The sequence below is a fragment of the Chitinophaga lutea genome (assembly GCF_003813775.1).
In the GTDB taxonomy this organism is placed as follows: domain Bacteria; phylum Bacteroidota; class Bacteroidia; order Chitinophagales; family Chitinophagaceae; genus Chitinophaga; species Chitinophaga lutea.
Genome location: NZ_RPDH01000001.1, coordinates 577,951 through 600,736, shown reverse-complemented (window position 1 = coordinate 600,736; position 22,786 = coordinate 577,951). Strand labels below are relative to the sequence as shown.

The 22,786-nt window shown below is 55.7% G+C and carries 19 protein-coding genes; 7 read left to right on the top strand and 12 right to left on the bottom strand.

The annotated features are described in order from the left end of the window. Nucleotides 1-25: 25 nt before the first annotated feature. The 3 genes from EGT74_RS02345 to EGT74_RS02335 all read right to left on the bottom strand — a co-directional run bounded on the left by EGT74_RS02345 (nt 26) and on the right by EGT74_RS02335 (nt 6,056). Complete coding sequence (locus tag EGT74_RS02345) at nt 26-1,507, bottom strand: RagB/SusD family nutrient uptake outer membrane protein (protein ID WP_123844928.1); 1,482 nt, start codon at nt 1,505-1,507, stop codon at nt 26-28. A gap of 21 nt (nt 1,508-1,528) precedes the next feature. Beyond that, a complete protein-coding gene (locus tag EGT74_RS02340; RefSeq protein WP_158617968.1) occupies nt 1,529-4,591 on the bottom strand; it encodes a SusC/RagA family TonB-linked outer membrane protein in 3,063 nt (1,020 codons plus the stop codon). Between the two features lie 325 nt (nt 4,592-4,916). Continuing rightward, nucleotides 4,917-6,056: a TlpA disulfide reductase family protein gene (locus tag EGT74_RS02335; RefSeq protein ID WP_123844926.1), complete on the bottom strand. Its 1,140-nt coding sequence runs from the start codon at nt 6,054-6,056 to the stop codon at nt 4,917-4,919. Between the two features lie 195 nt (nt 6,057-6,251). Here EGT74_RS02335 and EGT74_RS02330 point away from each other — a divergent pair, with 195 nt between their 5' ends. The 5 genes from EGT74_RS02330 to EGT74_RS02310 all read left to right on the top strand — a co-directional run bounded on the left by EGT74_RS02330 (nt 6,252) and on the right by EGT74_RS02310 (nt 9,287). After that, a complete protein-coding gene (locus EGT74_RS02330; protein ID WP_123844925.1) occupies nt 6,252-6,680 on the top strand; it encodes a secondary thiamine-phosphate synthase enzyme YjbQ in 429 nt (142 codons plus the stop codon). 132 nt (nt 6,681-6,812) lie between these two features. Next, nucleotides 6,813-7,202, top strand: a complete 390-nt coding sequence (locus EGT74_RS02325; protein ID WP_123844924.1) for an HYC_CC_PP family protein — start codon at nt 6,813-6,815, stop codon at nt 7,200-7,202. Between the two features lie 87 nt (nt 7,203-7,289). Further along, a complete protein-coding gene (locus EGT74_RS02320; RefSeq protein ID WP_158617967.1) occupies nt 7,290-7,835 on the top strand; it encodes a heavy-metal-associated domain-containing protein in 546 nt (181 codons plus the stop codon). Between the two features lie 11 nt (nt 7,836-7,846). Continuing rightward, complete coding sequence (locus EGT74_RS02315; RefSeq protein WP_123844922.1) at nt 7,847-8,713, top strand: transporter family protein; 867 nt, start codon at nt 7,847-7,849, stop codon at nt 8,711-8,713. 1 nt (nt 8,714) lies between these two features. Further along, nucleotides 8,715-9,287 carry an AraC family transcriptional regulator gene (locus EGT74_RS02310; RefSeq protein ID WP_123844921.1) on the top strand — a complete coding sequence of 191 codons (573 nt, stop codon included), beginning with the start codon at nt 8,715-8,717 and terminating at the stop codon, nt 9,285-9,287. Here the strand turns inward: EGT74_RS02310 and hemN are convergent, their stop codons facing one another. From hemN to EGT74_RS02265, 9 genes are read right to left on the bottom strand one after another with little or no spacing between them, the layout of a single operon-like run. Next, entirely contained in the window at nt 9,288-10,598 is a 1,311-nt protein-coding gene (gene hemN / locus EGT74_RS02305) for an oxygen-independent coproporphyrinogen III oxidase (RefSeq protein ID WP_123844920.1), read from the bottom strand. A gap of 1 nt (nt 10,599) precedes the next feature. Next, nucleotides 10,600-11,271 (bottom strand): sulfite exporter TauE/SafE family protein, encoded by a 672-nt coding sequence (locus tag EGT74_RS02300; RefSeq protein ID WP_123844919.1) that lies wholly within the window; start codon nt 11,269-11,271, stop codon nt 10,600-10,602. Further along, nucleotides 11,268-11,705, bottom strand: a complete 438-nt coding sequence (locus EGT74_RS02295; protein ID WP_123844918.1) for a FixH family protein — start codon at nt 11,703-11,705, stop codon at nt 11,268-11,270. Before EGT74_RS02295 ends, EGT74_RS02300 begins: the two co-directional genes overlap by 4 nt. A 17-nt stretch (nt 11,706-11,722) precedes the next feature. Continuing rightward, on the bottom strand, nt 11,723-13,177 hold the full coding sequence (locus EGT74_RS02290) for a 4Fe-4S dicluster domain-containing protein (protein ID WP_220392793.1): 1,455 nt from the start codon (nt 13,175-13,177) through the stop codon (nt 11,723-11,725). A 9-nt stretch (nt 13,178-13,186) separates the two neighbouring features. Then, on the bottom strand, nt 13,187-14,224 hold the full coding sequence (locus tag EGT74_RS02285; RefSeq protein ID WP_123844917.1) for a cbb3-type cytochrome c oxidase N-terminal domain-containing protein: 1,038 nt from the start codon (nt 14,222-14,224) through the stop codon (nt 13,187-13,189). An 8-nt stretch (nt 14,225-14,232) separates the two neighbouring features. Beyond that, on the bottom strand, nt 14,233-14,412 hold the full coding sequence (locus tag EGT74_RS02280; RefSeq protein WP_123844916.1) for a CcoQ/FixQ family Cbb3-type cytochrome c oxidase assembly chaperone: 180 nt from the start codon (nt 14,410-14,412) through the stop codon (nt 14,233-14,235). Between the two features lie 11 nt (nt 14,413-14,423). Further along, nucleotides 14,424-16,547 (bottom strand): cytochrome-c oxidase, cbb3-type subunit I, encoded by a 2,124-nt coding sequence (gene ccoN / locus EGT74_RS02275; RefSeq protein WP_123844915.1) that lies wholly within the window; start codon nt 16,545-16,547, stop codon nt 14,424-14,426. A 9-nt stretch (nt 16,548-16,556) separates the two neighbouring features. Continuing rightward, complete coding sequence (ccoS, locus tag EGT74_RS02270; protein ID WP_123844914.1) at nt 16,557-16,709, bottom strand: cbb3-type cytochrome oxidase assembly protein CcoS; 153 nt, start codon at nt 16,707-16,709, stop codon at nt 16,557-16,559. Nucleotides 16,710-16,766: 57 nt separating this feature from the next. Then, nucleotides 16,767-19,142, bottom strand: coding sequence for a heavy metal translocating P-type ATPase (locus tag EGT74_RS02265; protein WP_123844913.1), 2,376 nt, complete (start codon nt 19,140-19,142; stop codon nt 16,767-16,769). Nucleotides 19,143-19,375: 233 nt separating this feature from the next. On the opposite strand from EGT74_RS02265, the gene EGT74_RS02260 reads away from it, so the two are divergent. Both EGT74_RS02260 and EGT74_RS02255 read left to right on the top strand, forming a co-directional pair. Continuing rightward, nucleotides 19,376-20,854, top strand: a complete 1,479-nt coding sequence (locus EGT74_RS02260; protein WP_123844912.1) for a hypothetical protein — start codon at nt 19,376-19,378, stop codon at nt 20,852-20,854. Between the two features lie 198 nt (nt 20,855-21,052). Continuing rightward, nucleotides 21,053-22,699 carry a L,D-transpeptidase family protein gene (locus tag EGT74_RS02255; RefSeq protein WP_123844911.1) on the top strand — a complete coding sequence of 549 codons (1,647 nt, stop codon included), beginning with the start codon at nt 21,053-21,055 and terminating at the stop codon, nt 22,697-22,699. Nucleotides 22,700-22,786 lie beyond the last annotated feature (87 nt).

Genomic DNA, 22,786 nt, shown 5'->3' with positions numbered 1-22,786 from the left:
TCTCTAAGGTGGATAATGTTAAAAATCACCAGCCCGTGTTCTGCTCGAATCCGTTCAGGCGTATTTCGCGTTCCGGGATGGGGAAGAGCAGCTTGTAAGGCTTGACGTCATACGATGCGGCGCTCAGGCGGGTGAGGCGGGCTTTTTCCGCTTTGCCGTGCTCGGTCATCACATCTACCGTCTTGCCGGTGCGCAACAGCTGGTACCAGCGGTGGTTCTCGAACGCCAGTTCCACCCGTTGTTCATGCTGTATGGCATCCCTGAAGCCGGCCTGTCCCAGCCCTGCCAGCGGCAACAGCCCGGCGCGCTGGCGCACGAGGTTCAGGTGCGGATAAGGATCGCCGCTGCCGCTTTCGTTGATGGCTTCGGCCAGCATCAGCAGCACATGCGCGTAGCGGTATACCGGCCAGTTTTCGTTGGCGCGGCCGTCGCGCTCGTACGGCGGGTGATAGTATTTTTTGATGAAAGGCAGTTTGCCGCCGAAGGCTTTCGCTTCCTCGAACGGCGTATTCGTCGGACTATCATACAGCGCCACGGATGCGGCTTTCCTCGCATCGTTCGGCTCGTAGGCATTGTAGATGCCGGGGGTAGGCGTATTGTTGCCGCCCAGGTTGCCGTTGTAACCGGTGAGGTCTTTCTTGCCGTTGATGGGCCCGAACACAAAAATGTAATTACTGTTTTCGGTTTCGAGCCCGCTGTTGAACTGCACGGAAAACACCGATTCGATGTTGTTCTTTCTGGAAGGCTCGAAGTTGTCGCCATACTGCGGCAGCAGGCCGTAACCCAGCGTCAGCACCTGCTGCAGCGAGGTCACTGCGTTGGCGTAATCTTTCCGCGTGAGGTACACATCGCCCAGCAATGTGAGGGCTGCGCCTTTGGTGGCACGGCCAACGTTGCTGCCCGTGTAATTGGGCGGCAGGCCGGCAACGGCGTCTTTGGCGTCCGCGATGATCTGCGCATACACTTCATCCACGGTGGCGCGCTTGGGCGTAAAGGCTTCCGCCGGCGTGGCCGCTTCTTTCAGGTTCAGCGGCACACCGCCAAACAGACGCACGAGGTGGAAGTAGTACAGCGCCCGGAGGAATTTCGCTTCGCCGGCGTATTGCAGTTTGGTGGCCTCGCTGGAAAACTTCACCCCGTCGATGCGGCTGATGATCACATTACACTGATTGATGTTGCGGTACAGCTGATTCCATACGGTGTTGACGTAGTTGTTGCTGGAGGTGATGAGGAACTCGTCGATCTCCTCCCTTTGCTGTGCGCCGCGGTCGCTGGCGTTGTACTGGTAATTGGTATTGTCTGCGCTCATTTCGGTGAGCGCCCAGAAATCGCTCGTATAGAGATTTTGCAGCGTGCCGTACGCGCCATTGACGGCGCGCAGCACCTGCTGTTCCGTCTGGTAGTAGTTTTCACCGGCGGAGAAAGCTGCGGGCTTTACATCCAGCATATGGTTACAGGCAGTGGATGACAAGGCCAGCAGGCAAATACAATATATACTCGTTTTCATGTTAGCAGTTTTGAAGCACGGTTAAAAAGTAAGGTTCGTACCCAGCGAAAAAATGCGCGGAACCGGGTAGTTCGAATAGTCGATGCCCGGTACCAGCGCGCCGCTGCCGCCTTTGCCGAGGTAATTGCTCACCTCGGGATTGCCGCTGTATTTGGTGAACAAAAACGCGTTCTGCACACTGGCGTAGATGCGTGCGCTGGAAATGAACCCCTTTTTCGGGATGGTGTAACCCAGCGTAATGTTTTTCACCCATGCATAGTCATTTTTCTCCACGGTGAGCGAACTCACGTCGCGGAACATTACGCGGCCGCGGCCGGAGCCGTTGGTGGTGGGAATGCGGCCGTTGCCGGGCTGCGATTCCGAACGCCAGCGGTCTTTTACTTCGCGTCTTACATTGAACACCCCGTCGATGTTGCCGTTATAATCGTTGGTGGCATGCAGCCGGTCGGCGCCCATCGACCCGACCACGAGCACACGCAGGTCGAAGTTGCCGTACGTGAGCGTGTTGGTGAGGCCCCAGATGAAATTGGGGTAGGGGTTGCCGATCACGTCAAAGTCCTGCCGCGGCGTGATCTGCCCGTCGCCGTTGACGTCTTTGAACCGGATATTACCGGGGATAGCGCCGGGGAATGCCGGGCCTTTTGCTACTTCCGCCTGGTTCTGGTAAATGCCGTCGAACACATACCCATATAGCATCGCGAGCGGACGACCTACCATCGTTACGTTGGTGGGATTGCCCTCGCTGCTGTTGCCGGAGTAAATGGGATCGTTGCTGCGGCCGAGCGCCAGCACCTTGTTCCGGTTGAACGCTATGTTGAAGCTGGTGCCCCAGGTGAAGCGGGAATTTTCGATGTTGCGTGAGGCGATGCCGATCTCAAGCCCCCTGTTCTCCAGGTCGCCACGGTTTTCCGTAACGGTGGTGAAGCCGGATGAGCCGGGGATTTCCACCTGCAGCAACAGGTCTTCCGTATTCCGCTTGTACAGGTCGGCGGTGATGTAAAGCCGGTCTTTCCAGAGCCCCACGTCCAGCCCGATGTTCAGTTCGCGCATTTTTTCCCAGCCCAGCACGGGGTTGCCGAAGCTGTTCATCACGCGGCCGCCTGCGAGCGCGCCGCCCAGCACGTAATCCGCCGTACCGATGTTGCTCATGTAGGAATAGTTGCCGATGTTGAAGTTGCCGGTGAAGCCATACGAAGCCCTGATTTTCAGATCGCTGAATACGGGTGCGCCGAGCATGAAATTTTCCTGCGATACGCGCCAGCCGAGAGCCAGCGAAGGAAAGGTGCCCCAGCGGTTGTCCGCGCCGAAGCGGGAAGAACCGTCGCTGCGGATGGTCGCGGTCACGAGATATTTGTCTTTATATGCATAGTTCACACGGGCGAGGTACGACAGCAATACCCATTCCTGTTTGTCCGTTCCACCGGTGAGGGTGGCTGCGGCGTTGAGGGTTTTGATATTGTCGTCGGGGAAATTGGTGCCGGTGAAGTTTGCGTACGTTTCGCGCTGCTGCTGTACGGTGTAACCCAGCAGGGCCGTCAGGTTGTGACCGCCCGCGGGCGCCCAGTTGTAGGTGAGCGTATTTTCGTTGAGCCAGTTCATGATATTGGCGTTGCCCACGCTGCCGGAGGGAATGGTGGGCGGGGCGGAATTGGTGCCGCCGAGCGTGGAAGGGCGGAAGTATTCCGCTTTCGCGCTTTGCCAGTCAACATTGAACGTGCTTTTGAACTTGAGGTTTTTGATTACCTCCAGTTCGCCCCAGCCGCTGATGATGAGCCGGTTGTTCTGTGCGTTGTTGATGGTTTCGTTGAGCAGCATCACCGGGTTGGGCAATCCGAACGTGCCGGGGCTCTGGATGAACGCGTTGTATGAACCATCGGGACGATATACGGGCTCGATGGGGCTGGCGATGCCGAACACTTCATCACGGCCCTCGCCGCGGATGGAGCCCTTTTTCGTGGCGAATGAAGGAGCGATGTTCAGCCCCACTTTCAGTTTGTTGCTCAGGATGGTTTCCACGTTGGCGCGCACGGTGTACCGTTTGTAGCCGGTGTTGATCATCACGCCGTCCTGGTTGAGATAACCGGCGGATACATACGTTCTTGTTTTTTCGCCGCCGCCGCTCACGCTGACATTCACTTCCTGCATGGGCGCCACCCGGGTCACTTCTTCAAACCAGTCGGTGCCTTTGCCGATGAGGGCGGGGTTCCGGTATTTTTCCGGGATGTCCGCTTCGGTGGGCTCGCGGTGCTGCTCGAACCGGATCTTGTCTTCCGTCAGTTCTCTCCAGAACTGGGCGAACTCCTGGCCGTTCATGAGATCGGGACGGCCCTTCTGCGGCACGGTTTGCCAGCCGGTGCTGGCGGATACCTGTACCGCGGGTTTGCCGCTGCTGCCGCGTTTGGTGGTGATGAGCACCACGCCGTTGGCGCCGCGCGAACCATAGATGGCGGTGGCGGATGCGTCTTTCAGCACGGCCATCGACTCAATGTCCTGCGGGTTGATGGCGTTCATCGGGTTGGAGGTTTCCACCGAGGTCGTGGATAACGGGAACCCGTCGATCACATACAGGGGCTGACTGCCGGCGCCTACCGCGCCGATGCCTCTTACCTGCACCTGCGGGCCGCCGCCGGGGATGCCGTTGGAGGTGTTGACCTGGATGCCGGCTATCTGGCCGGACAGTGCCTGGTCTATCCCTGCCACCGGCAGGTCTTTGATGTTTTTCATGGGCACGATGCCCACGGAACCGGTCACATCTTTTTTCTGTTGTGTGCCGTAACCAACTACAACCACCTGCGTCAGCACCTTGTTGCTGCTTTCGAGCTGGATGTCTATTTTGCTGCGGTTGCCCACGAGCACGGTTTGCGAAACGAAGCCGATCATACTGAATACAAGCGAATCAGCAGGTGCGGCTTTCAGGGAGTAACGCCCGGAGGCGTCTGTAAATGTACCTTTGTTGCTTCCTTTTACGCCTACGGTAACGCTGGGGAGGGCAGCGCCGGTGGCCGCATCGGTAAGGCGGCCGGAAATGTCGGTGATGTTTTGAGCGTAAGCGAAGGAAGAGATACATAAAAATGACAACAACATCTTTCCCGCACGGTGTAGACGTGGATGTTGGGCGCGATTCAGAAATACGGGTTTCATCATAACTGGTGGAAATTAAGTGGTGGAATGTTGCGGGTACCCGGAATCTAATTTAGACGAATGATTAAAGATTCCTGTCCTGTTGCGTCCTGTTCCATCCTGTACTGTCCTGCCGGAATGGGGAATTGCGGCCGGCAGCGGTTGCGTTTAATGCACGGCGTAATTGAGCCCGGCGGGCATGTTTGCTACACGTAAATTCTTGCGGGCATAGTTTTTCCATTCAGGCGGAATGCCTGTTGGAGTGGGTTTCAGAGGTGTCTGATGATTTTCAGGGGAGTGTTTTTTCAAGGAATGTCCGGAGCGCTTCACCCCGAAGATTTTTCGCGATGATCACCCCGTTGGGATCGATCAGGAAATTCATGGGAATAAGCCTGATGCCGTATTGCCGGGATACCGCGTTTTGCCAGCCTTTCAGGTCGGAAACCTGTTTCCAGGGGAGATTGTCTTCCCGGACGGCGGCCAGCCATTTGTGGCGGTCGCTATCGAGTGAAATGCCGAGTATGTCGAAGTTCTTCGGGCTGAATTGTTTGTACGCCGCCAGCAGGTTGGGATTTTCCGCGCGGCATGGGCTGCACCAGCTGGCCCAGAAATCGATCAGCACATATTTGCCTTTGTAGGAGGCCAGCGAGATCCAGTTTTGCAGGCTGTCCTGCTGGCGGAAATCGGGCGCTTTCTTTTGCAGGCCGGTCAACTCCTCTACGGTGAACAATTCATAATACAGCCTGGCGGCTTCGGAGTGGTTCCTGATCCTTTCGGAAAGCGTGTTGAAAGCGAGCCGGGCGGTATCAGGACCCAGGCGGTCCCGGATCCGGTTAATGCACGTCAATGCGGCGTACCGGTCAGGATTGGCGACGAGCAGCCGGTAATTGGCACGCGCCTGTTCATCGGCATACCAGCGGTCCATCCAGATGTACTGTTTCGCCAGCACGGTATCCCCGCGGCGTGCGGCTGCATTTATGCTATCGGCCATGGCTCTCATACCAAACCCCGGTGGTGATGTGAGGCGGTGGGTTTCTGCAAACAAGGTGAACTCGGTGGTGATGGTAACGTCTGCGCTCCCGAATTTCGCGGTGTCTCCGGTCATGATCACCTGTTCATTGTCTAACAGAATGGGGCGCCAGTTCATCGGCTTGGCCGCCATCTCCACAGACATGAACCCGGGCTCGGCCTGCACGCCGCGGAAAACAAAATGCCCGTCGGTGGCAAAAACGGAGTCGTAGTATTTCACCTCGAATCCGGGCCCCATGCCGAATTGTTTGTTGGTCAGGTACACTTTCTGATTGCCAAGCCCCCTGATGTTTCCTTCAATTACAAAACCGGGTGTGCGTTTGGCCGGCTGGCCGGCTTTCTGCTGGGCATGGAGGCAGAATGGGAACATCAGTAACAGGAAGAGGGTAGCAATGCGCATGGGGATCAGCGTTTATGCATCCAAGTTATGCAGGGAAATCCTAATAAAATGTGAAACAACCCCCGGCCGGCTGAATTTCACATTTTATTAAGAATAACCGCCGGGTGACTGCCTGCTTCTTTGTCATCCGTCGATTCGGCCTATCTTTGCCGCAAGCTGCATTCGAAGCTTGCTTCACACCACATTTACCGGCTCATGAAAATATTCCAGTCATCACTGCAACTGCCGCCTAAAAAAAGAGGCTTCCATCTGGTCACTGCGGACGTATTGCACGCGCTGCCGCAGCTGCGCGAATTAAAAACGGGCATCTGCCAGGTTTTCATCCAGCATACCTCCGCGTCGCTCACCATTAACGAAAACGCCGACCCCACGGTACGGAAAGATTTTGAGACCTACTTCAGCAAAGTGGCGCCGGAAAATGATCCGGATTATGTGCACAACGATGAGGGGCCGGACGATATGCCGGCGCACCTGAAGGCGTCTTTGCTGGGCTGCTCCGTTACCATTCCCGTGCACAACGGCCGGCTGGCCCTGGGCACCTGGCAGGGCATTTATTTATGCGAGCACCGCAATTATGGCGGCGGCCGCAGGCTGGTGATCACGGCGTGGGGGGAAGAGGGTTGATGAATGCCTGCCCGCCGGTGGATTGCCTGCGCTGAAGGGAATTCATCAGCCTGATCTGCGAAAAGTACCACCCGGCCTCATGGCTGTTGTAGGGCCCAAACCGGAAAAATCGTACCTTTGTGCACGAGCAACATGAAGAAACTCATAACCATATGTATTGCAATTCTTTACACGCTGATAACCAGTGGGTTCAGTGTGAATGTGCATTATTGTATGGGGGAGCTGGCGTCGGTAGACCTGCACGATTCCCACGACGAAGCCTGCGGTAAATGCGGCATGTCGGTGAAAGGGGATTGCTGTAAAGATGAAGCCAAATTCCTGAAGCTCGATAATACCCATCAGGCCGCCAAAGCCTTTGCCGGCCTCACCAACACGGCCATCACCCTACCGGTGGCCCTGCAGCCCCAGTGGTTGCAGCGGGTCTATGCCGCTCCCGTTCAAAATACCTGGGCGCCGCTGCATGCGCCGCCTTTAATACCGGCTACTCCACTCTACGTGCATCATTGTATTTTCCTGGTGTGATCTGCGTTCCCCTCCGCCCGAAACAATCCGGGCAGGATGGCGATACGTTTATTATTCATCAGGCATCTGCCGTAAAATCCAATGATCATGAAATTTCTTTTGATAGCCATCGCGCTGATCGGTACACAGTTCACCGCTTCAGCTCAATATAAAAAAGCCTCCCTGCAGGCCGCCGGCCTTACCTGCGCCATGTGCTCCAACGCCACCTTCAAAGCGCTGAAAACACTGCCGTTCGTAGACAAGATCGACACCGATCTCAACAATACCACCTTTGTACTCCATTTCAAACCGAATGCCGCCGTGAACCTCGACCAGATCCGCAGCAAAGTGGAAGGCGCCGGTTTTTCGGTTGCCAAACTGACGGTGACCGCCAACTTCGATAAAACGAAGGTGGAAAACGATGCGCACATCGCATTCGGCGGGCAAACACTGCATTTCCTCGATGTGAAGCCGCAGGTATTGCAGGGCGAAAGGGACATCACGGTGGTGGACAAGGATTTTGTGTCCGCCAAAACCTTCAAAAAATACAAGGCCCAGACCCAAATGGCCTGCTACGAAACCGGCACCATGGCAGCCTGTTGCAAACCGGGCTCCGGCACGGCCAGTAAAAGAGTTTATCACGTTACCATTTAATACGCCGCCACATGAGAAAATTTTTTATGCTGCTGGCGATGATCTGCACCGGCATGGCCGCTGGGGCCCAGGAGCTGTACGTGAATACAGAGCCGGCCAGCAATATGCCGGCCAATTCGCTGGGCATCCGCGTCACGAACAAACTGTTCCCGATGGACCATGCGGATTATACCGGCTACCGGATGTCGCCGGAAGTTATGCTGGGCCTCTCCAAAAAGCTCATGGTGCATGCCTCCGGGTATTTTTCCAATATGATGCAGCGGCAGTTCGAGTTTGAAGGGGCCAGTGTGTACGCCAAATACCGCTTTCTGTCGAAAGACGATGTCCATTCCCACTTCCGGATGGCCGCCTTCGTCAAAGGGGCGCTCATCAATAACCCGTACTACCCGGTCATGGGAGCGGGGCACAATCATAACGCGAAACCTTACTTCAACGAAGAGCTTGACCTCGAGGGCAGCAGTTCCGGCGTCAGCGGCGGCGTGATCGCCACGCAGCTGCTGCATAAACTGGCCCTGTCCGGCACGCTGGGATACGACCGGTATTTCAAAAACGTGAAAGACGACATGCCGCTGTTCTTCTCCAAAAACGCGCTGAACTACAGCCTCTCCGCGGGCTACCTGCTGCTGCCGCGCACGTACAAAAGCTACAAACAGACGAACCTGAACCTGTACGTGGAACTCCTGGGCAAATCGAACCTCGACCAGTACCGCCGCAAACATTATGTAGACGTGGCGCCGGCGATCCAGTTCATTTTCAACAGCACCACGCGCATTGATCTCAGTTACCGCACCCAGCTCTTCGGCGATATGGAGCGGAACATGACCACCACCTACCTGGTGCGGCTCGAACATAACATCTTCAACATCAGAAAAAAATAGGATGGAGAACACCACTTTACATATCAAAAACATGGTTTGCCCGCGGTGCATCAAAGCGGTGCGCCAGGTATTGGAGCAGCAGGGGCTGGATGTAGCGGATGTAGGCCTGGGCAAGGCTATGCTGAAAAGCAAACCCGACGGGCCCCAAACGGAAGCCATCGCCAAAGCGCTGGAAGCGGAAGGGTTTCTGCTGCTCGACGACCGCCGGCATCAGCTGGTGGAAAGCATTAAAAATATCGTGGTGGAAACGGTGCATTACGGGGAGCTCGACGAACTGAACGAGAATTTCTCCACTCTGCTGGCGCAGCGCCTGCAGAAAGACTATCATCAGCTCAGTAAACTGTTTTCGGAAGTGGAGAACACCACCATCGAACAATACATCATTCACCAGAAAATCGAACGGGTGAAGGAACTGCTTCTGTACGGGGAACTGACGCTCAGTGAGATTTCTTACAAACTGGGCTACAGCAGTGTGGCGCATTTGTCCGGGCAGTTCAAGAAAGTGACGGGGCTTACCCCCAGCCAGTTCAAACAACTGAAAGAAGGCATGCGCAAGCCGCTCGACAAAATATGATCAGATGGCGCCGCTGAACACCCGCGTGTTCGGCGAGTTTTTCCACAGATACGCATCGAAGGCCATACATATGTTCCGTATGTATGGCTTTCCTTTTTCAGTCACCGCTACCCGGCCTTCCGCAATTTCCACGAGGCCGTCGTGCAGGGGCTCCTGCAGATGCTCGAGAATATCGGGAGAAGGGTTGCAGCGGGTTTCGAAGTTGCACATCAGTTCGCGGATGTGGTGGCCGAGGCGAAGGTCTTCATCGTCCTGCACATGCGCACGGGCCACGGGCAGCCGCCCTTCTTCGAGGGCCTGCAGATAAGCCGAAAGGTTCTTTTCATTTTGCGTGTAAGCGCTGCCGTGGTCGCTGATGGCGGACACGCCCAGACCCAGCAGGCGGGTGGTGCGGGTGATGGTGTAACCCATGAAGTTGCGGTGCAGGGTGCCGTTGCGCCGCGCCAGGCATAGCTCATCATCAGGCAGGGCAAAATGGTCCATACCGATTTCCTCATAAGCATATTCCTTTAGCATGGCGCAGCCCAGTTCGTACAATCCGCGCTTCACCGCCGGTTTCGGCAGGTCATTTTCCGTGAACAGGCGCTGGCCGTTGCCTTTCACCCAGGGCACGTGCGCGTAGCTGTAGAACGAAATCCGGTCGGGTGACAGCAGCATCACTTTGGTAATGGTTTCGCGGATGCTCTTCGGCGTTTGCAGGGGCAGACCGTAGATCAGGTCGAAGTTGATGGAGGTGTAACCGATCGCCCGGGCGTCTCTCACCACCTTTTCCACGTTCTTAAACGGCTGGATGCGGTTGATGATGGTCTGTACAGACAGGTCGAAATCCTGGATGCCGAAGCTCACCCTTCTGAAACCCAGCTGATACAACGTTTGCAGGTGCTCGTAACTGGTGTTGTTAGGATGGCCTTCAAATGCGAAGGCCGCATCCGGGAGTACGTCGCAGTGATGCAGGATGGATTCGACGAGGTAACGGAGATTCTGCGGGCTGAAAAAAGTGGGTGTGCCGCCGCCGAGGTGGAGCTCGCGCAGCTTCGGCCGCGCGCCGAACTGTTGCAGGTAAAGATCCCATTCGCGGAGCACGGCCGCCATGTACGGCGCTTCGTGTTCGTGGTTGACGGTGATGTATTTATTGCAGCTGCAGTAAGTGCACAGCCTTTCGCAGAACGGCAGATGGATATAGAGACTGAGGGGCTCCGCACTGTTCTGCTGCAGGCTGCTTTCCCAGCCGGAACGGTTGTTCCAGAAGGGTACGGTGGGGTAACTCGTATATCTCGGTGCAGGTATGTTGTATTTTGTGATGAGGTCCATGTTATGAAGGTTTATGACAACAATTGATTTCAGCGGGTTGCATGACGGGGCTGATATACGGAATACCGAGGTTCATGCCGCGGAGGATGAGCAGCACCGCCATCACGCCCACCGCCACGGGTATCAGCTGCCGGATGCGCTGGCGAACGGGAATGCTGATGAGCTGGCTGAACCAGGTGACGGCCATCATGGCCGGCAGGGTGCCGGCGCCGAAGATGCCCATGAACAGCATGCCTTTCCAGATGCTGCCAGCCGCCAGTGCGCCCGCAACGCCGAGGTATACGAGGCCGCAGGGGAGCAGGCCGTTCAGGAAGCCGATCGCATACAGGGTGCTGAACCGCTGCTTCGATAACAATTGCCCCAGCGCTTTTTTTACGAACTGTAATTGCGGGAATGGAATAAACCGGTAAAAGAACATGCCCGCCAGCAGCAGGATGCCCAGCGCCACCGATAGCCACTGCTGCAGCCCGCCGATGTAAAACTGCTGCCCCAGCCATCCGAATACGAGCCCCATCAGCATGTAAGTGGTTACGCGCCCGGCGTTATACAGCAGGATACCGGCCATTTTTTTAGCGCCCCGCAGGTGCTGCACCGGCAGCGTGAGCGCAATGGGGCCGCACATGCCGATGCAGTGGAAGCTGCCGAGGAAGCCGAGTAATAATGCCGCTATCATTGGATGTAATATTGTGTTTCCTGGTAATAAGGTTTACCACCCGCTTCCCACTGCATTTTAATACTGTAGCGGCCTTTGCTGAAACGCTGGCGGCCTACGAATATCCGGCCCTCCACATCCGGTGTGAGCGGCATCTTAAAATCTTTCCGTGCGTCGGAAGGGCGGTAGAAGTGGATCTCTCCGGTCAGCTGCTGCTCCCGCATTTCCGCCGGCAGCACAATCTCCAGCACTTCATCGTGCTGGGTGATGCGCACGGGCGTAAGGAGGCGGTTGGCGTTGGAAGTGGCGTCCATCGTTTGCTGGTGCTTCAGTTCCGCGGCGTAGTAATTGTCACTGGCCATGTCGATGCGGGTGCGCATGCTTTTGGTCACCAGCGTGAGCATACCTGCAGCAAACAGGATAAAGACGATCGTGATTTTATGTCCCCAGTTCATAACTTTTTATTTAAACGTTACCGGCTTGCGGGGCCGAGGAATGTGGTTTGTTTTTGTTCGAGCCGCCGCTCGCCTTCGTACAGGCCGATGGTGAGGGTCGTTTTTCTTTTTTCGATGGCGCTGCGCGGCAGTACCACAAAGAAAGTGCCTTCGCCCTGGCCTTCGGCTTTGATATGGATCGGTGAATGACCCACCAGTTCCACCTTGCCGCCGCTTTCCTCGAGCCTGAGCGTCAGCGGCACGTCGGCTACGGTTTTGTTCACCAGTTTGATCCGGTAAAGGTTGCTGATGCTGTCTTTGCCCCGTTCCTGGTAGAGCATGCCCGCCGTCCGGATAATGGTGCCGCTGACGGGTTTGCGGCTGATAAGCAGGAAGGTGATGGCGCCTGTGATGAGCAGCAGCACAGTTGTATATGTTTTCATCCTTGCGGTGAAACGGAGCGGCTTTTTCTCCGCGATGCCATTTTCAGAGGCGTAGCGGATCAGGCCTTTGGCGCGGCCGGTTTTTTCCATCATAAAATCACAGGCATCCATACAGGCGGTGCAATTGATGCACTCCAGCTGGGTACCGTTGCGGATGTCGATGCCGGTGGGGCATACATGCACGCACTGGAAGCAGTCGATGCAATCGCCCAGCACCGGTGCCGGCTCTTTTTTCTTGCAGTCGCCGCAGTCGATGCAGTTGCAGTTGTCTTTCTCCGTTTCTTTTTTCTTTTTGAATTTTCCCCTCGGTTCGCCCCGCACATAATCGTAGGCCACCACCACGGAGTTTTTGTCGAGCAGCACGCTTTGCAGGCGGCCGTAAGGGCATATCGTGGTACATATCTGTTCGCGGAAGAAGGCGAACACGCTGTAGAACACGCCCGAAAAAATGATCATGGCCGCAAAGCCGCCGGGATGCTCGGAAACAGGGGCGGTCACGATGGCCTGTAATTCTTTCACCCCGATGATGTACGAGAGGAATGTATTGGCGATGATGACGGACAAAGCAAAGAAGAGGGCGTGTTTGACGGCCTTTTTCCTGATCTTTTCCCCGTTCCAGGGGCCGTTGTTCAGCAGGCGCTGCGCGGGCGCGTCGCCTTCCACCCAGTACTCTATTTTCCGGAAGAGCATTTCCATAAAAACCGTCTGGGGGCATACCCAGCCGCAGAAGAGCCGGCCGAAGGCCATGGTGAAGAGAATGATGAACAGGATGAAAGCCACCATCGCCAGCCCGAAAATGAAGAAATCCTGCGGCCAGAACACTGCGCCGAACAGGATAAACCGGCTTTCGGTAACGTCGAACAAAAACAGGGGCCTGCCGTTTATTTGCACAAACGGCAGGCTGAAAAACGCTATGAAGAAACACCAGCTGACGATGCTCCTGATGTTGTAGAGCCTGCCTTTCGGGCGTTTGGCATAGATCCAGTTACGTTTGCCCTGTTCGTTCACTGTAGCCAGTCTGTCTCTGAAAACTTCTTCTGCTTCCATCATACGTTCACTTTATTCTTCTTTATATTCGATACCTTCTTTTGCTTTCGGGTTGGGCGGATTGGAGCCCTGTACGGATTTGATATACGCCGTGAGCTGCGCCAGCTGTTTGGGTGAAAAATCGTCCTTCCACGACTTCATTCCTTTCTCCGGCACGCCGTATTTGATGGTGGAGAAAATATCCTTCACGCTGCCGCCATGGAGCCAGAATGCGTCGGTGAGGTTGGGGCCCACAACGCCCTGTGCTTCGGGGCCATGGCAGGGTGCGCAGCTGGTGATGAACGCTTTTTTACCGTCGGCGATGTCGGCCGCATCGGTGAGCAGCTTCACATTGTTTTCGTCGATGTTGTTTGCGGCGTTGGCGAGGTAAGCGGCTTTTTCTTCCGCGGCTTTGGCCTGTGCGATCGCCAGTTCTTCGAGCTGCAGCGGAGCGCTCTGGGCTACGTGATAGCGCCAGAGGTACACCACGGCGAACACGAGGGAGAAATAAAACCCGTAGCGCCACCACGGCGGGGTGGGATTGTTCAGTTCGCGGATACCGTCGTAATCGTGGCCCATGTCCACATCCGCTTCACTTTCGGCGTCAACGCTTTTTGTTTTGTTCAGTTTTTCGAGCCAGTTGATGCGGCGTTTGGCGGTAGCGGCTTTAGGCTTGCGCGTTCGCTGAATGCCGGCCAGCACGCGGAGGGCGTACAGCAGCATCATGATCACAAGCAGTTCCACGCCGATCACCGATATCAGCAAGTACAAACTGGAATCCGCCAGGCCGCTGACGAGATTGGTTTTGACGGCCTTCGCGGTTTCTTCCGCCGCTTCCTGCGCGCGGGCGCCCTGCGTGAGCAGTGAGCCGGCCACGATGAGCAGCAGCACGGCCGGGATTTTTTTCATTCTTTCGCGGTAAATGTCCATGGCGCCGATCACGGTATAGGCCAGCACGCCGATGGCGATGAGCAGCCCCACGGCGATGCAGAGCAGCATGAGGGCCACGGGGTGGTTGAGGCCCGCAAAAGGGCTGGGGGGCGCCTGTAGTAATATAGAACTAGTCAACATGGCGATGGTTATTGATTTTTAGGTTCATCGTTGTCTAAGGGAATATGACTGATGCTGTCCATCATACGTTTGTCCGCCTTCAGCGCCCAAAACGCCGCCAGCAGGAAAAACACGGAGAAGATCAACAGCGAAGCCATCGGGTAAATGCTTACGCCGGAAATGCTTTCGAGATATTTGATGAATTTCATGCGTATCGGTTTTAGTTATTTTTTGCTTCGGCTACTTTGATGTCTGTTCCCATTCTTTGCAGGTAGGCGATCAGCGCTACGATCTCACGGTCGGCGGGGATTTCGAGCTTGTCTTTTTTCAAGCGGTCGGCAATCTGCCCGGCCTGTTTGTCGAGGTCGGCTTTCGACTGCGTTTCATATCCATCCGGATACGGCACCCCCAGCTTGCGCATCACGTTGATCATCGCCGGGGTGGCGGCTTTGTCTACTTTATTGTCGAACAGCCAGGGATACGCGGGCATAATGGAGCCGGGCGACATGGACGTCGGGTCGAGCATGTGATTATAGTGCCAGGAGTCCGGGTACTTGCCGCCGAGCCTCGCCAGGTCGGGCCCGGTGCGTTTGGAACCCCACTGGAACGGGTGGTCGTACACAAACTCACCGGCTTTGGAATAGTCGCCGTAACGGGCCACTTCGTCGCGGAAGGGGCGTATCATCTGGGAGTGGCAGGTGTAGCAGCCCTCTCGGATGTAGATGTCGCGGCCATGCAGTTCCAGCGGTGTATAAGGCCGTACGCTGCTGATGGTGGGCACATTGCTGCGCACCAGGAAGGTGGGCACCAGTTCGAGGATGCCGCCGATGCCGACCACGATCAGGCTGAAGATGGTCATCTGTACGGGGCGGCGCTCGATCCAGTTATGCCAGTGCGATGTGCCGTAGGTGGCCGTTACTTTGGCCAGCGGCGGCGCTTCGGCAGCTTCGTTGGCCACGAAGGAACCGCGGCGGATGGTTTTGGCGAGGTTCACGATCATGAGCACCAGGCCGCCGACATACAATAACCCGCCCAAAGCACGCAGCGCGTACATCGGAACGATGGTGGTGACAGTTTCGAGGAACTGGAATTTCAGCGTGCCTTCTTCGGTGAATTGTTTCCACATCATGCTCTGCGTAAATGCGGCCCAGTACAGGGGAATTACATACAGGATAATGCCCAGCGTCCCGATCCAGAAGTGGGTGTTGGCCCATTTGCGGGAGTAGAGCTGCGTGGAGAAGATGCGCGGGATCATCCAGTAGAGGATGCCGAAGGTGAGGAAACCGTTCCAGCCCAGTGCGCCCACATGCACGTGTGCGATGGTCCAGTCGGTATAGTGACTGATGGCGTTCACGTTTTTCAGCGACAGCATCGGCCCTTCGAAAGTGGACATACCATAACAGGTAAGGGCCACTACAAAGAACTTGAGGATGGCGTCTTCGCGCACCCGGTCCCAGGCGCCGCGGAGCGTCAGCAGGCCGTTGAGCATACCGCCCCAGGAAGGCGCGATGAGCATGATGGAAAACACCGTGCCGAGCGATTGCGCCCATTCCGGCAAAGCGGTATAGAGCAGGTGGTGCGGCCCCGCCCAGATATAGATGAAAATCAGGGCCCAGAAGTGGATGATCGACCAGCGGTAGGAATACACCGGGCGGTTGGCCGCTTTGGGAATAAAATAGTACATCAGCCCGAGGTAAGGCGTGGTCAGGAAAAACGCGACGGCATTATGCCCATACCACCACTGCACCAGCGCATCCTGCACGCCGGCGTACCAGGAATAACTTTTGAACAGCGAAAGGGGCATTTCAAAAGAGTTGATGATGTGCAGCATGGCTACCGCCACCCAGGTACCGATGTAGAACCAGATGGCCACATACAGGTGGGATACGCGGCGGCGGAGGATGGTGCCCAGCATGTTGGCGCCGAATACCACCCAGATGAGCGTGATGGCGATGTCGAAAGGCCACTCCAGCTCGGCGTATTCCTTGCCGGTGGTGAAACCCATGAACAATGTGAGGGCGCCGCCGGCGATGATGGCCTGCCAGCCCCAGAAATGGATTTTGCTCAGCAGGTCGCTGAACATGCGCGCTTTACAAAGGCGCTGCAAGGAATAATACACCCCCATAAAAATACCGTTGCCCACAAAGGCGAAAATCACGGCGTTGGTGTGCACGGGCCGCAACCGGCCGAAAGTAGTGGGCGCGTAACCCAGGTTCAGGTCGGGATAAACAAGGGCAGTGGCCGCCCACAAGCCCGCCAGCATGCCGATGAGCCCCCAGAACATGGTGGCGTAGGCAAACCATTTAACGGTGCGGTTGTCGTACGAGAATTTTTCGAGAGACATAATATTGATTTATTCGTTGTCGGTTTTGTCGTCAAATAACATGCGGTGCGCGGGAGAAAAATCGTCTTCGTACTGCCCGTCTTTCACAGACCAGATAAAAGCGCCCAGAAAAAACAGCGCAACGACCAGGCTCGCGCCCAGCAGGAGTATGATCACGCTCATAACTGTATTGGTTTCAACAAATGTACTTGTATACTGTAGCCGAGTGCATGATAGCGATCAAGCGCGCCGATGATAGTCATCACTCAATAACCTCCTGCCGGCCCATTCGCTCAGCCCGTAGGTCAGCACAATGATGCTGATGGAGCTGGCCGGCATCAGGATGGCGGCGGTGAGGGGCGACAGCAGTCCCTGCACGGCAAAGAACAGCCCGGTGATATTGTAGAGCACCGACATGGCGAAGCTGATGAGAATGATTCGTTTATTGACTTTGCAGAGCCGGATGAAGGCCGGCAGTTTGCGCAGCTGCTCCGCTTCCAGGATGCCGTCGCTGGCGGGGGTGAAGTTGTTACTGTTTTCCGTGAGGGAAATGCCGGTGTTGCTTTGTTTGAGCGCGCCGGCGTCGTTCAGCCCGTCTCCGATCATCAGCACCTGTTTGCCCTGCTGCTGCAGGGCGATGATATAATCGAGCTTGTCGTGCGGTTGCTGGCGGAAGCGCAGATCGGCCTGCGATCCCATCATTTCCCGGAGGCGGGGCGCATCGCCGTCGTGGTCGCCGGAAAGAAGGGTGAGCGGATAGGGAAGGGCATGCAGCATATCGCCGATGCCGGCACGGAAGGTGTGTGACAGCAGGAAATACCCTGCGTAGTCGCCGTTGATATTCACGTGCACCTGGCTACCGTTTTTTTCTTTCGCACCGGTGTACCCGGCGCTGCCCATCTGCACATGCATCCGCTGCGCCCAGCCTTGCAAGCCGCGCCCGGTTTCTTCCGAGAACCGCTGCACCGAAGTGTCATCGGGTTTTCCGCAATACGCCAGTACGGTGCGGCTGGCGGGGTGCTGGCTCTGACTGGCCAGTGCGCCGATGGCGTTTTTTTCGGCCACGGAAAGCGTGCGGCCGTGCCAGGTGGTGCTGGCCTGCGTTTTGCCGGTAAGCGTACCGGTTTTATCGAATACGATATGCGTGGTGTCTGCCAGTGTTTCGATGGCCTGCGCATTCCGCAGGTACAGCCGGTGGCGGCTGAGGATGCGGAGGATGTGGCCGTTGGTGAAAGAGGCGGCCAGCAACAATGCGCAAGGGCAGGCCACGATCAGGATAGACGTAACGGCCGGCCATATTTTCGATGCATCATAAATGCCCCAGTAAATAGTGGTGACGGCGGCGATGAACAGAACGATCCAGGTGAAGTTCCTGCCCAGCAGGTGAATGAATGAGGCTTTGTGCTGTTTATGCTGCAATTCGTCGCGGTTCCACAGGCTGGTAAGATAACTCTGGGCCACCTCCTTGATGGTGAGTATTTCCATGTTTCCCTCCAGCTGCCGGCCGCCAGCATATATGATCTCGCCCATCTGTTTGGCCACCGGCGCGGATTCGCCCGTTACAAAACTATAGTCGATCAATGCTTTGCCTTTTACCAGAATGCCGTCTGCCGGCACCAGTTCCTGGTGGTGTATCAGCAGTGTGTCGCCGGCTTTCACATCGGGCAACTGCACGGGGATTTCCGCCTTGTCTTTCACCAGCGTCACGGCGATGGGGAAATAAGCGGTGTAGTCGCGGTCGAACGACAGCCCTTTATAAGTTTTATCCTGCAGAATGCGGCCGGTGAGCATGAACAGCACGATGCCCGTCATCGAGTCGAAATAGCCGGTGCCTGCGCCGGTCAGCACGTCGGTAAGGCTTCGCAGGAACGTAACCATGATAGCGAGCACGATGGGTACGTCGATATTGAGGAAGCCGTGTTTAAGGCCTTTCCAGGCGGAACTGTAAAAAGGTTGCGCACTGAAAAAGAACACCGGCAGAGAGAGTGCGAGGTTGAGATACCGGAACACGAGGCTCATCGTGCTGTCCATATGGTTATCGCCCGAAAAATATTCCGGGAAGCTGAGCAGCATGATGTTGGCGAAACAAAAGCCCGCCACGCCCAGCTGGTAAATGAGGCGGCGGTTCACCGGCGGTTTTTTCTTCTGCAGATCCTGCAGGCTGATATACGGCTCGTAGCCGATGCTGTTGAGCGTTTCGGCTACTTCCCGCAGGGAGGTCTGTTCCTGGAAGAAAACAACGCGCGCTTCTTTCTGCGTGAAATTCACATTCACCTGTTGTACGCCCGGGTTGATGCGGTGCAGGTTTTCCAGCAGCCAGAGGCAGGAACTGCAATGGATGTTGGGAATGTGGAAAGTGACATGCGTCTGCTGATCGTCCCGGTACTGGATCAGCTGCTGTTGTATCTGCGCGTCGTCGAGGAATGCAAATTTGTCCTGCCGCACCGGAGCCCTCTGGGCCGTACCGGGACGGTTGTTCAGGGTGTAATAATCACACAGGCCGTGCTCGTTCAGCAGTTCGTACACCATTTTGCAACCCGAACAGCAGAACTGTTCCCCTTTTGAACAAGGCTCGCCGCAGTGGGCGCATTGGGTGGCGGCAGTGGTTGTTTGCATGGGCCAAAAGTAAGCTACGGCCGTTTCCCGGCCGATGAGGCGCGTCAAGGGGAAAAATGATACCGGTCAATAATCCTGTAATACATTCCCATAATTATATAAGAACCGGTGGGGAAAAGGGGCCTACCTTTGCATAAACCTTGGTACTAATGGGAAAGATAGCGATGAGTATACTCCGGTTCATCCGGTCGTTATTTGTAAAGAAGAATTGCTGTAAATAAAAACGGGCAAATATGAAAAGGTTAACAGGACTGTTAGTTATGCTCTTCATACTGGCAGGCAGCGCACAGGCGCAGCACGAGCACCATCAACCGGTAAAAAGGGAAACTAAACCGGTAAAAAAGCCGGCGCAACAAAAAACTACGCAACAACATAAAGACCATCAACCGGCCACAAAAGATACGGTACCTCTCCGGAAACAGGAACATCAGGGACATCCGCCTGCAAAAAAGGATACCATGCCTGCCGAAGATCACAGCATGCACCAGATACAGCAGGAAGATCACAGCATGCACGAAATGACCAGCGCATATTCGCTGAACCTGCCGATGAACCGTAACGGTTCCGGTACCAGCTGGCTGACGGATAATACGCCCATGTATATGTATATGGCGCAGAAAGGCAAAACCTCTTTCATGTTTCACGGCAACGTGTTTCTCCGGTATACTTCCACGGACTTCACGGCAAAAGGCTCCCGCGGCGCTGCCAAATTCGATGCACCGAACTGGGTGATGGGGATGATGAACCATCGCGTAGGTAAAAAAGGCCTCTTGAATGCAACCGTTATGCTGAGCTTCGACCGGGCGGTGATGGGCGGCGAGGGTTACCCGTTGCTGTTCCAGAGCGGGGAAACCTGGCAGGGCAAACCGCTGGTTGACCGTCAGCACCCGCACGATATGTTTGCAGCTTTGAGTGTGGGGTATACCCACGCAATCAATAAAGACATGGATGTATACGCCTATATCGGTTATCCCGGTGAACCGGCCATCAGCGCACCGGCTTTCATGCACCGCGTATCATCCATGAATAACCCCGATGCGCCGCTGGGCCACCACTGGCAGGACGCAACGCACATCACTTTCGGCGTGGGCACGCTGGGTTTCCGGTACAAACAAATAAAAGCGGAATTCTCCAGCTTCACCGGGCGCGAACCGGATGAAGACCGTTATAACTTCGATAAACCGCTGTTCGACAGTTATGCCTATCGCGTCAGCTACAACCCGTCCCGGCAGTGGGCCCTGCAGTTCTCACAGGCCTTCGTGCACAGCCCCGAAGGACTGGAGCCCGATGAGAACGTTACCCGTACCACCGCTTCCGCCATTCACACCGCACAGTTCAGGCAGCCGGGCAATTTTGTCGCTTCCGCTGCGGTGTGGGGCCTGAATAGCAAAAGCCACGGCGGCAAGGAGCACTCCTTTCTGCTGGAAAGCAATTTGCAGCTGCAGAAAAACGCGGTGTACGGGCGATACGAGTTCGTGGAAAAATCGAGCCATGAGCTGCAGCTGGAAGAGCAGGTTCCCCACGGAAAATTCAACGTACATGCCTTTACGGTAGGGTATGCGCGCACGCTGGCAACAGTGTGGAAAACCAACCTCGCTGTGGGCGCACAGGGTACATTGAATGTGGAAGATAAGGCGTTGTACGGCATTTATGGAAAGAACCCGCTGAGCGCTCAGGTGTATCTGCGTATCAGTCCCGCGCTACACCGGTAAACCAACAAACGATATTTGAAAGGCTCCCGTTTTCGCGGAGCCTTTTTTGTTGCGTGACCGGTTCGTTTCCTGCGTCACGTCGATTATACCAGGCTGTGAATGAAACGCCGCCGCCCCAATTGTAAATAACACGTTAATTCCTGCACGGTATTTGTAATTTATTCTACATTCGATGAATAATAACAGATCGTTACCCGCATGAATTACTTGAGAGCAGGATGGATTTTACTGATCATCATTGGCATCGCGGCCTGTGGCCGTAAAAAAGGACAACCCAAACAGCAGCAAATCGTACAGGATCCGCGTCAGCTGAATGAAGTAGTGGCGGCACAGGTGGCCGAACGCCTGGAATATATTGCCGGTAACGACGGGTTGATGGAAGACAGTGTGGCCGCCTTCCGTTTGTCCGCATTGCAATACGCTTACGCACAACATCAGGGCGCAGCCATCTGGTCGGACAATGGCCGCATGCACAAGTCGGTGTTCAGCCTGCTCGACTGGATCAAAAACGCCGATAACTACGGCCTGCCGCCCGCGCGTTATCACAAAGCCGCGCTCGAGGGTGTTCAGCAGCAACTGGATCGTTCGCGGAAAGATGCCGCGCTCTGGGCGAAAATGGATGTGCTGCTCACCGATGCGTTTGTGAAAATGGCCAGTGACCTGCATTACGGCATCGCGCCGCGAGACAGCATCACCCTGCGCAGCGATTCCGCTTATTCCGACACGGTACTGGCCGGTTTCCTGAAGGAGGCGTTGCGGCAGGGCGACGTGAGCGCCACCCTGCAACAGCGTGAGCCGGTGCATACGGGCTACGTGGAGCTGAAAGAGGGCATCCAGCTGTTTAAATCGCAATACGGCGGCAAACAATGGGACACACTTCCCCAGACATATACCGACACCCTGCAATTCCGCCGCCTGCTCGCCATGAGGCTGATGGCTGCCGGGCTGTACGATACCACCGGCATGCCGGCGACCGATACCGCCGGATTAAAAAACGCGGTGAAAGCATTTCAGCGGGAGTTTAATATTTACCCCGATGGCGTGGCCGGCAAACGCACTATCCAGACGCTGAACAAACAGCCTGAAGACTGGCTGCTGCAGGCGGGCCTCAATATGGACCGCTGGCGGAAGTTCCCCGATTCCCTCCCCGAACGTTATCTGCTCGTCAATATACCCGCCTTCCGCCTGAACGTGATGGAGCGCGATACGATGGTGCTTGAATCGCGCGTGATCGTAGGTACGCCACGCACGCGCACGCCGGTGCTGAACTCGGTCATGACCAACTTTGTGCTGTACCCGTACTGGCGCGTTCCTTACAGCATCGTGTTTAAGGAAATGCTGCCGCAGATCAAAAAGAATGTGGGCTACCTCGCGGAGAAAAACCTCGAGGTAGTGGACCACCGGGGTAACGTAGTGAGTCCCGATACGATCAACTGGAGCAGGCTCAGCAAAAACTATTTTCCATATGTGCTGCGGCAGATGGATGGCCTGGATAATTCGCTCGGTGTGATGAAGTTCAATTTCATGAACAAATACAGCGTATACCTGCACGATACCAATGCCCGCGGGCTTTTCAGCAACTCTAACCGTGCGTTGAGTCATGGCTGCGTGCGGGTGCAACAGTGGGACAGCCTGGCCATGTACATGGTGCGCGCCGATCCCCGGCCCGCTATCCGCGACAGTGTGCGCACCTGGCTCGACAACGAGCAGCAGAAACAATACACCATGCACAAGCGCCTGCCGATTTACATCCGTTATTTCACGGCGGAACTGAGAGACGGGAAGATGCAGTTTTATGAAGACGTGTACGGGGAAGATAAAAAGCTGATGACGTATTTCCGTTAAAGCGAATATTCCGGGTATTCAGATATTTTATTAAGGCCGGTATCCTGGAGATACCGGCTTTTTTTTGCACACAGCTGGTTGTTTATC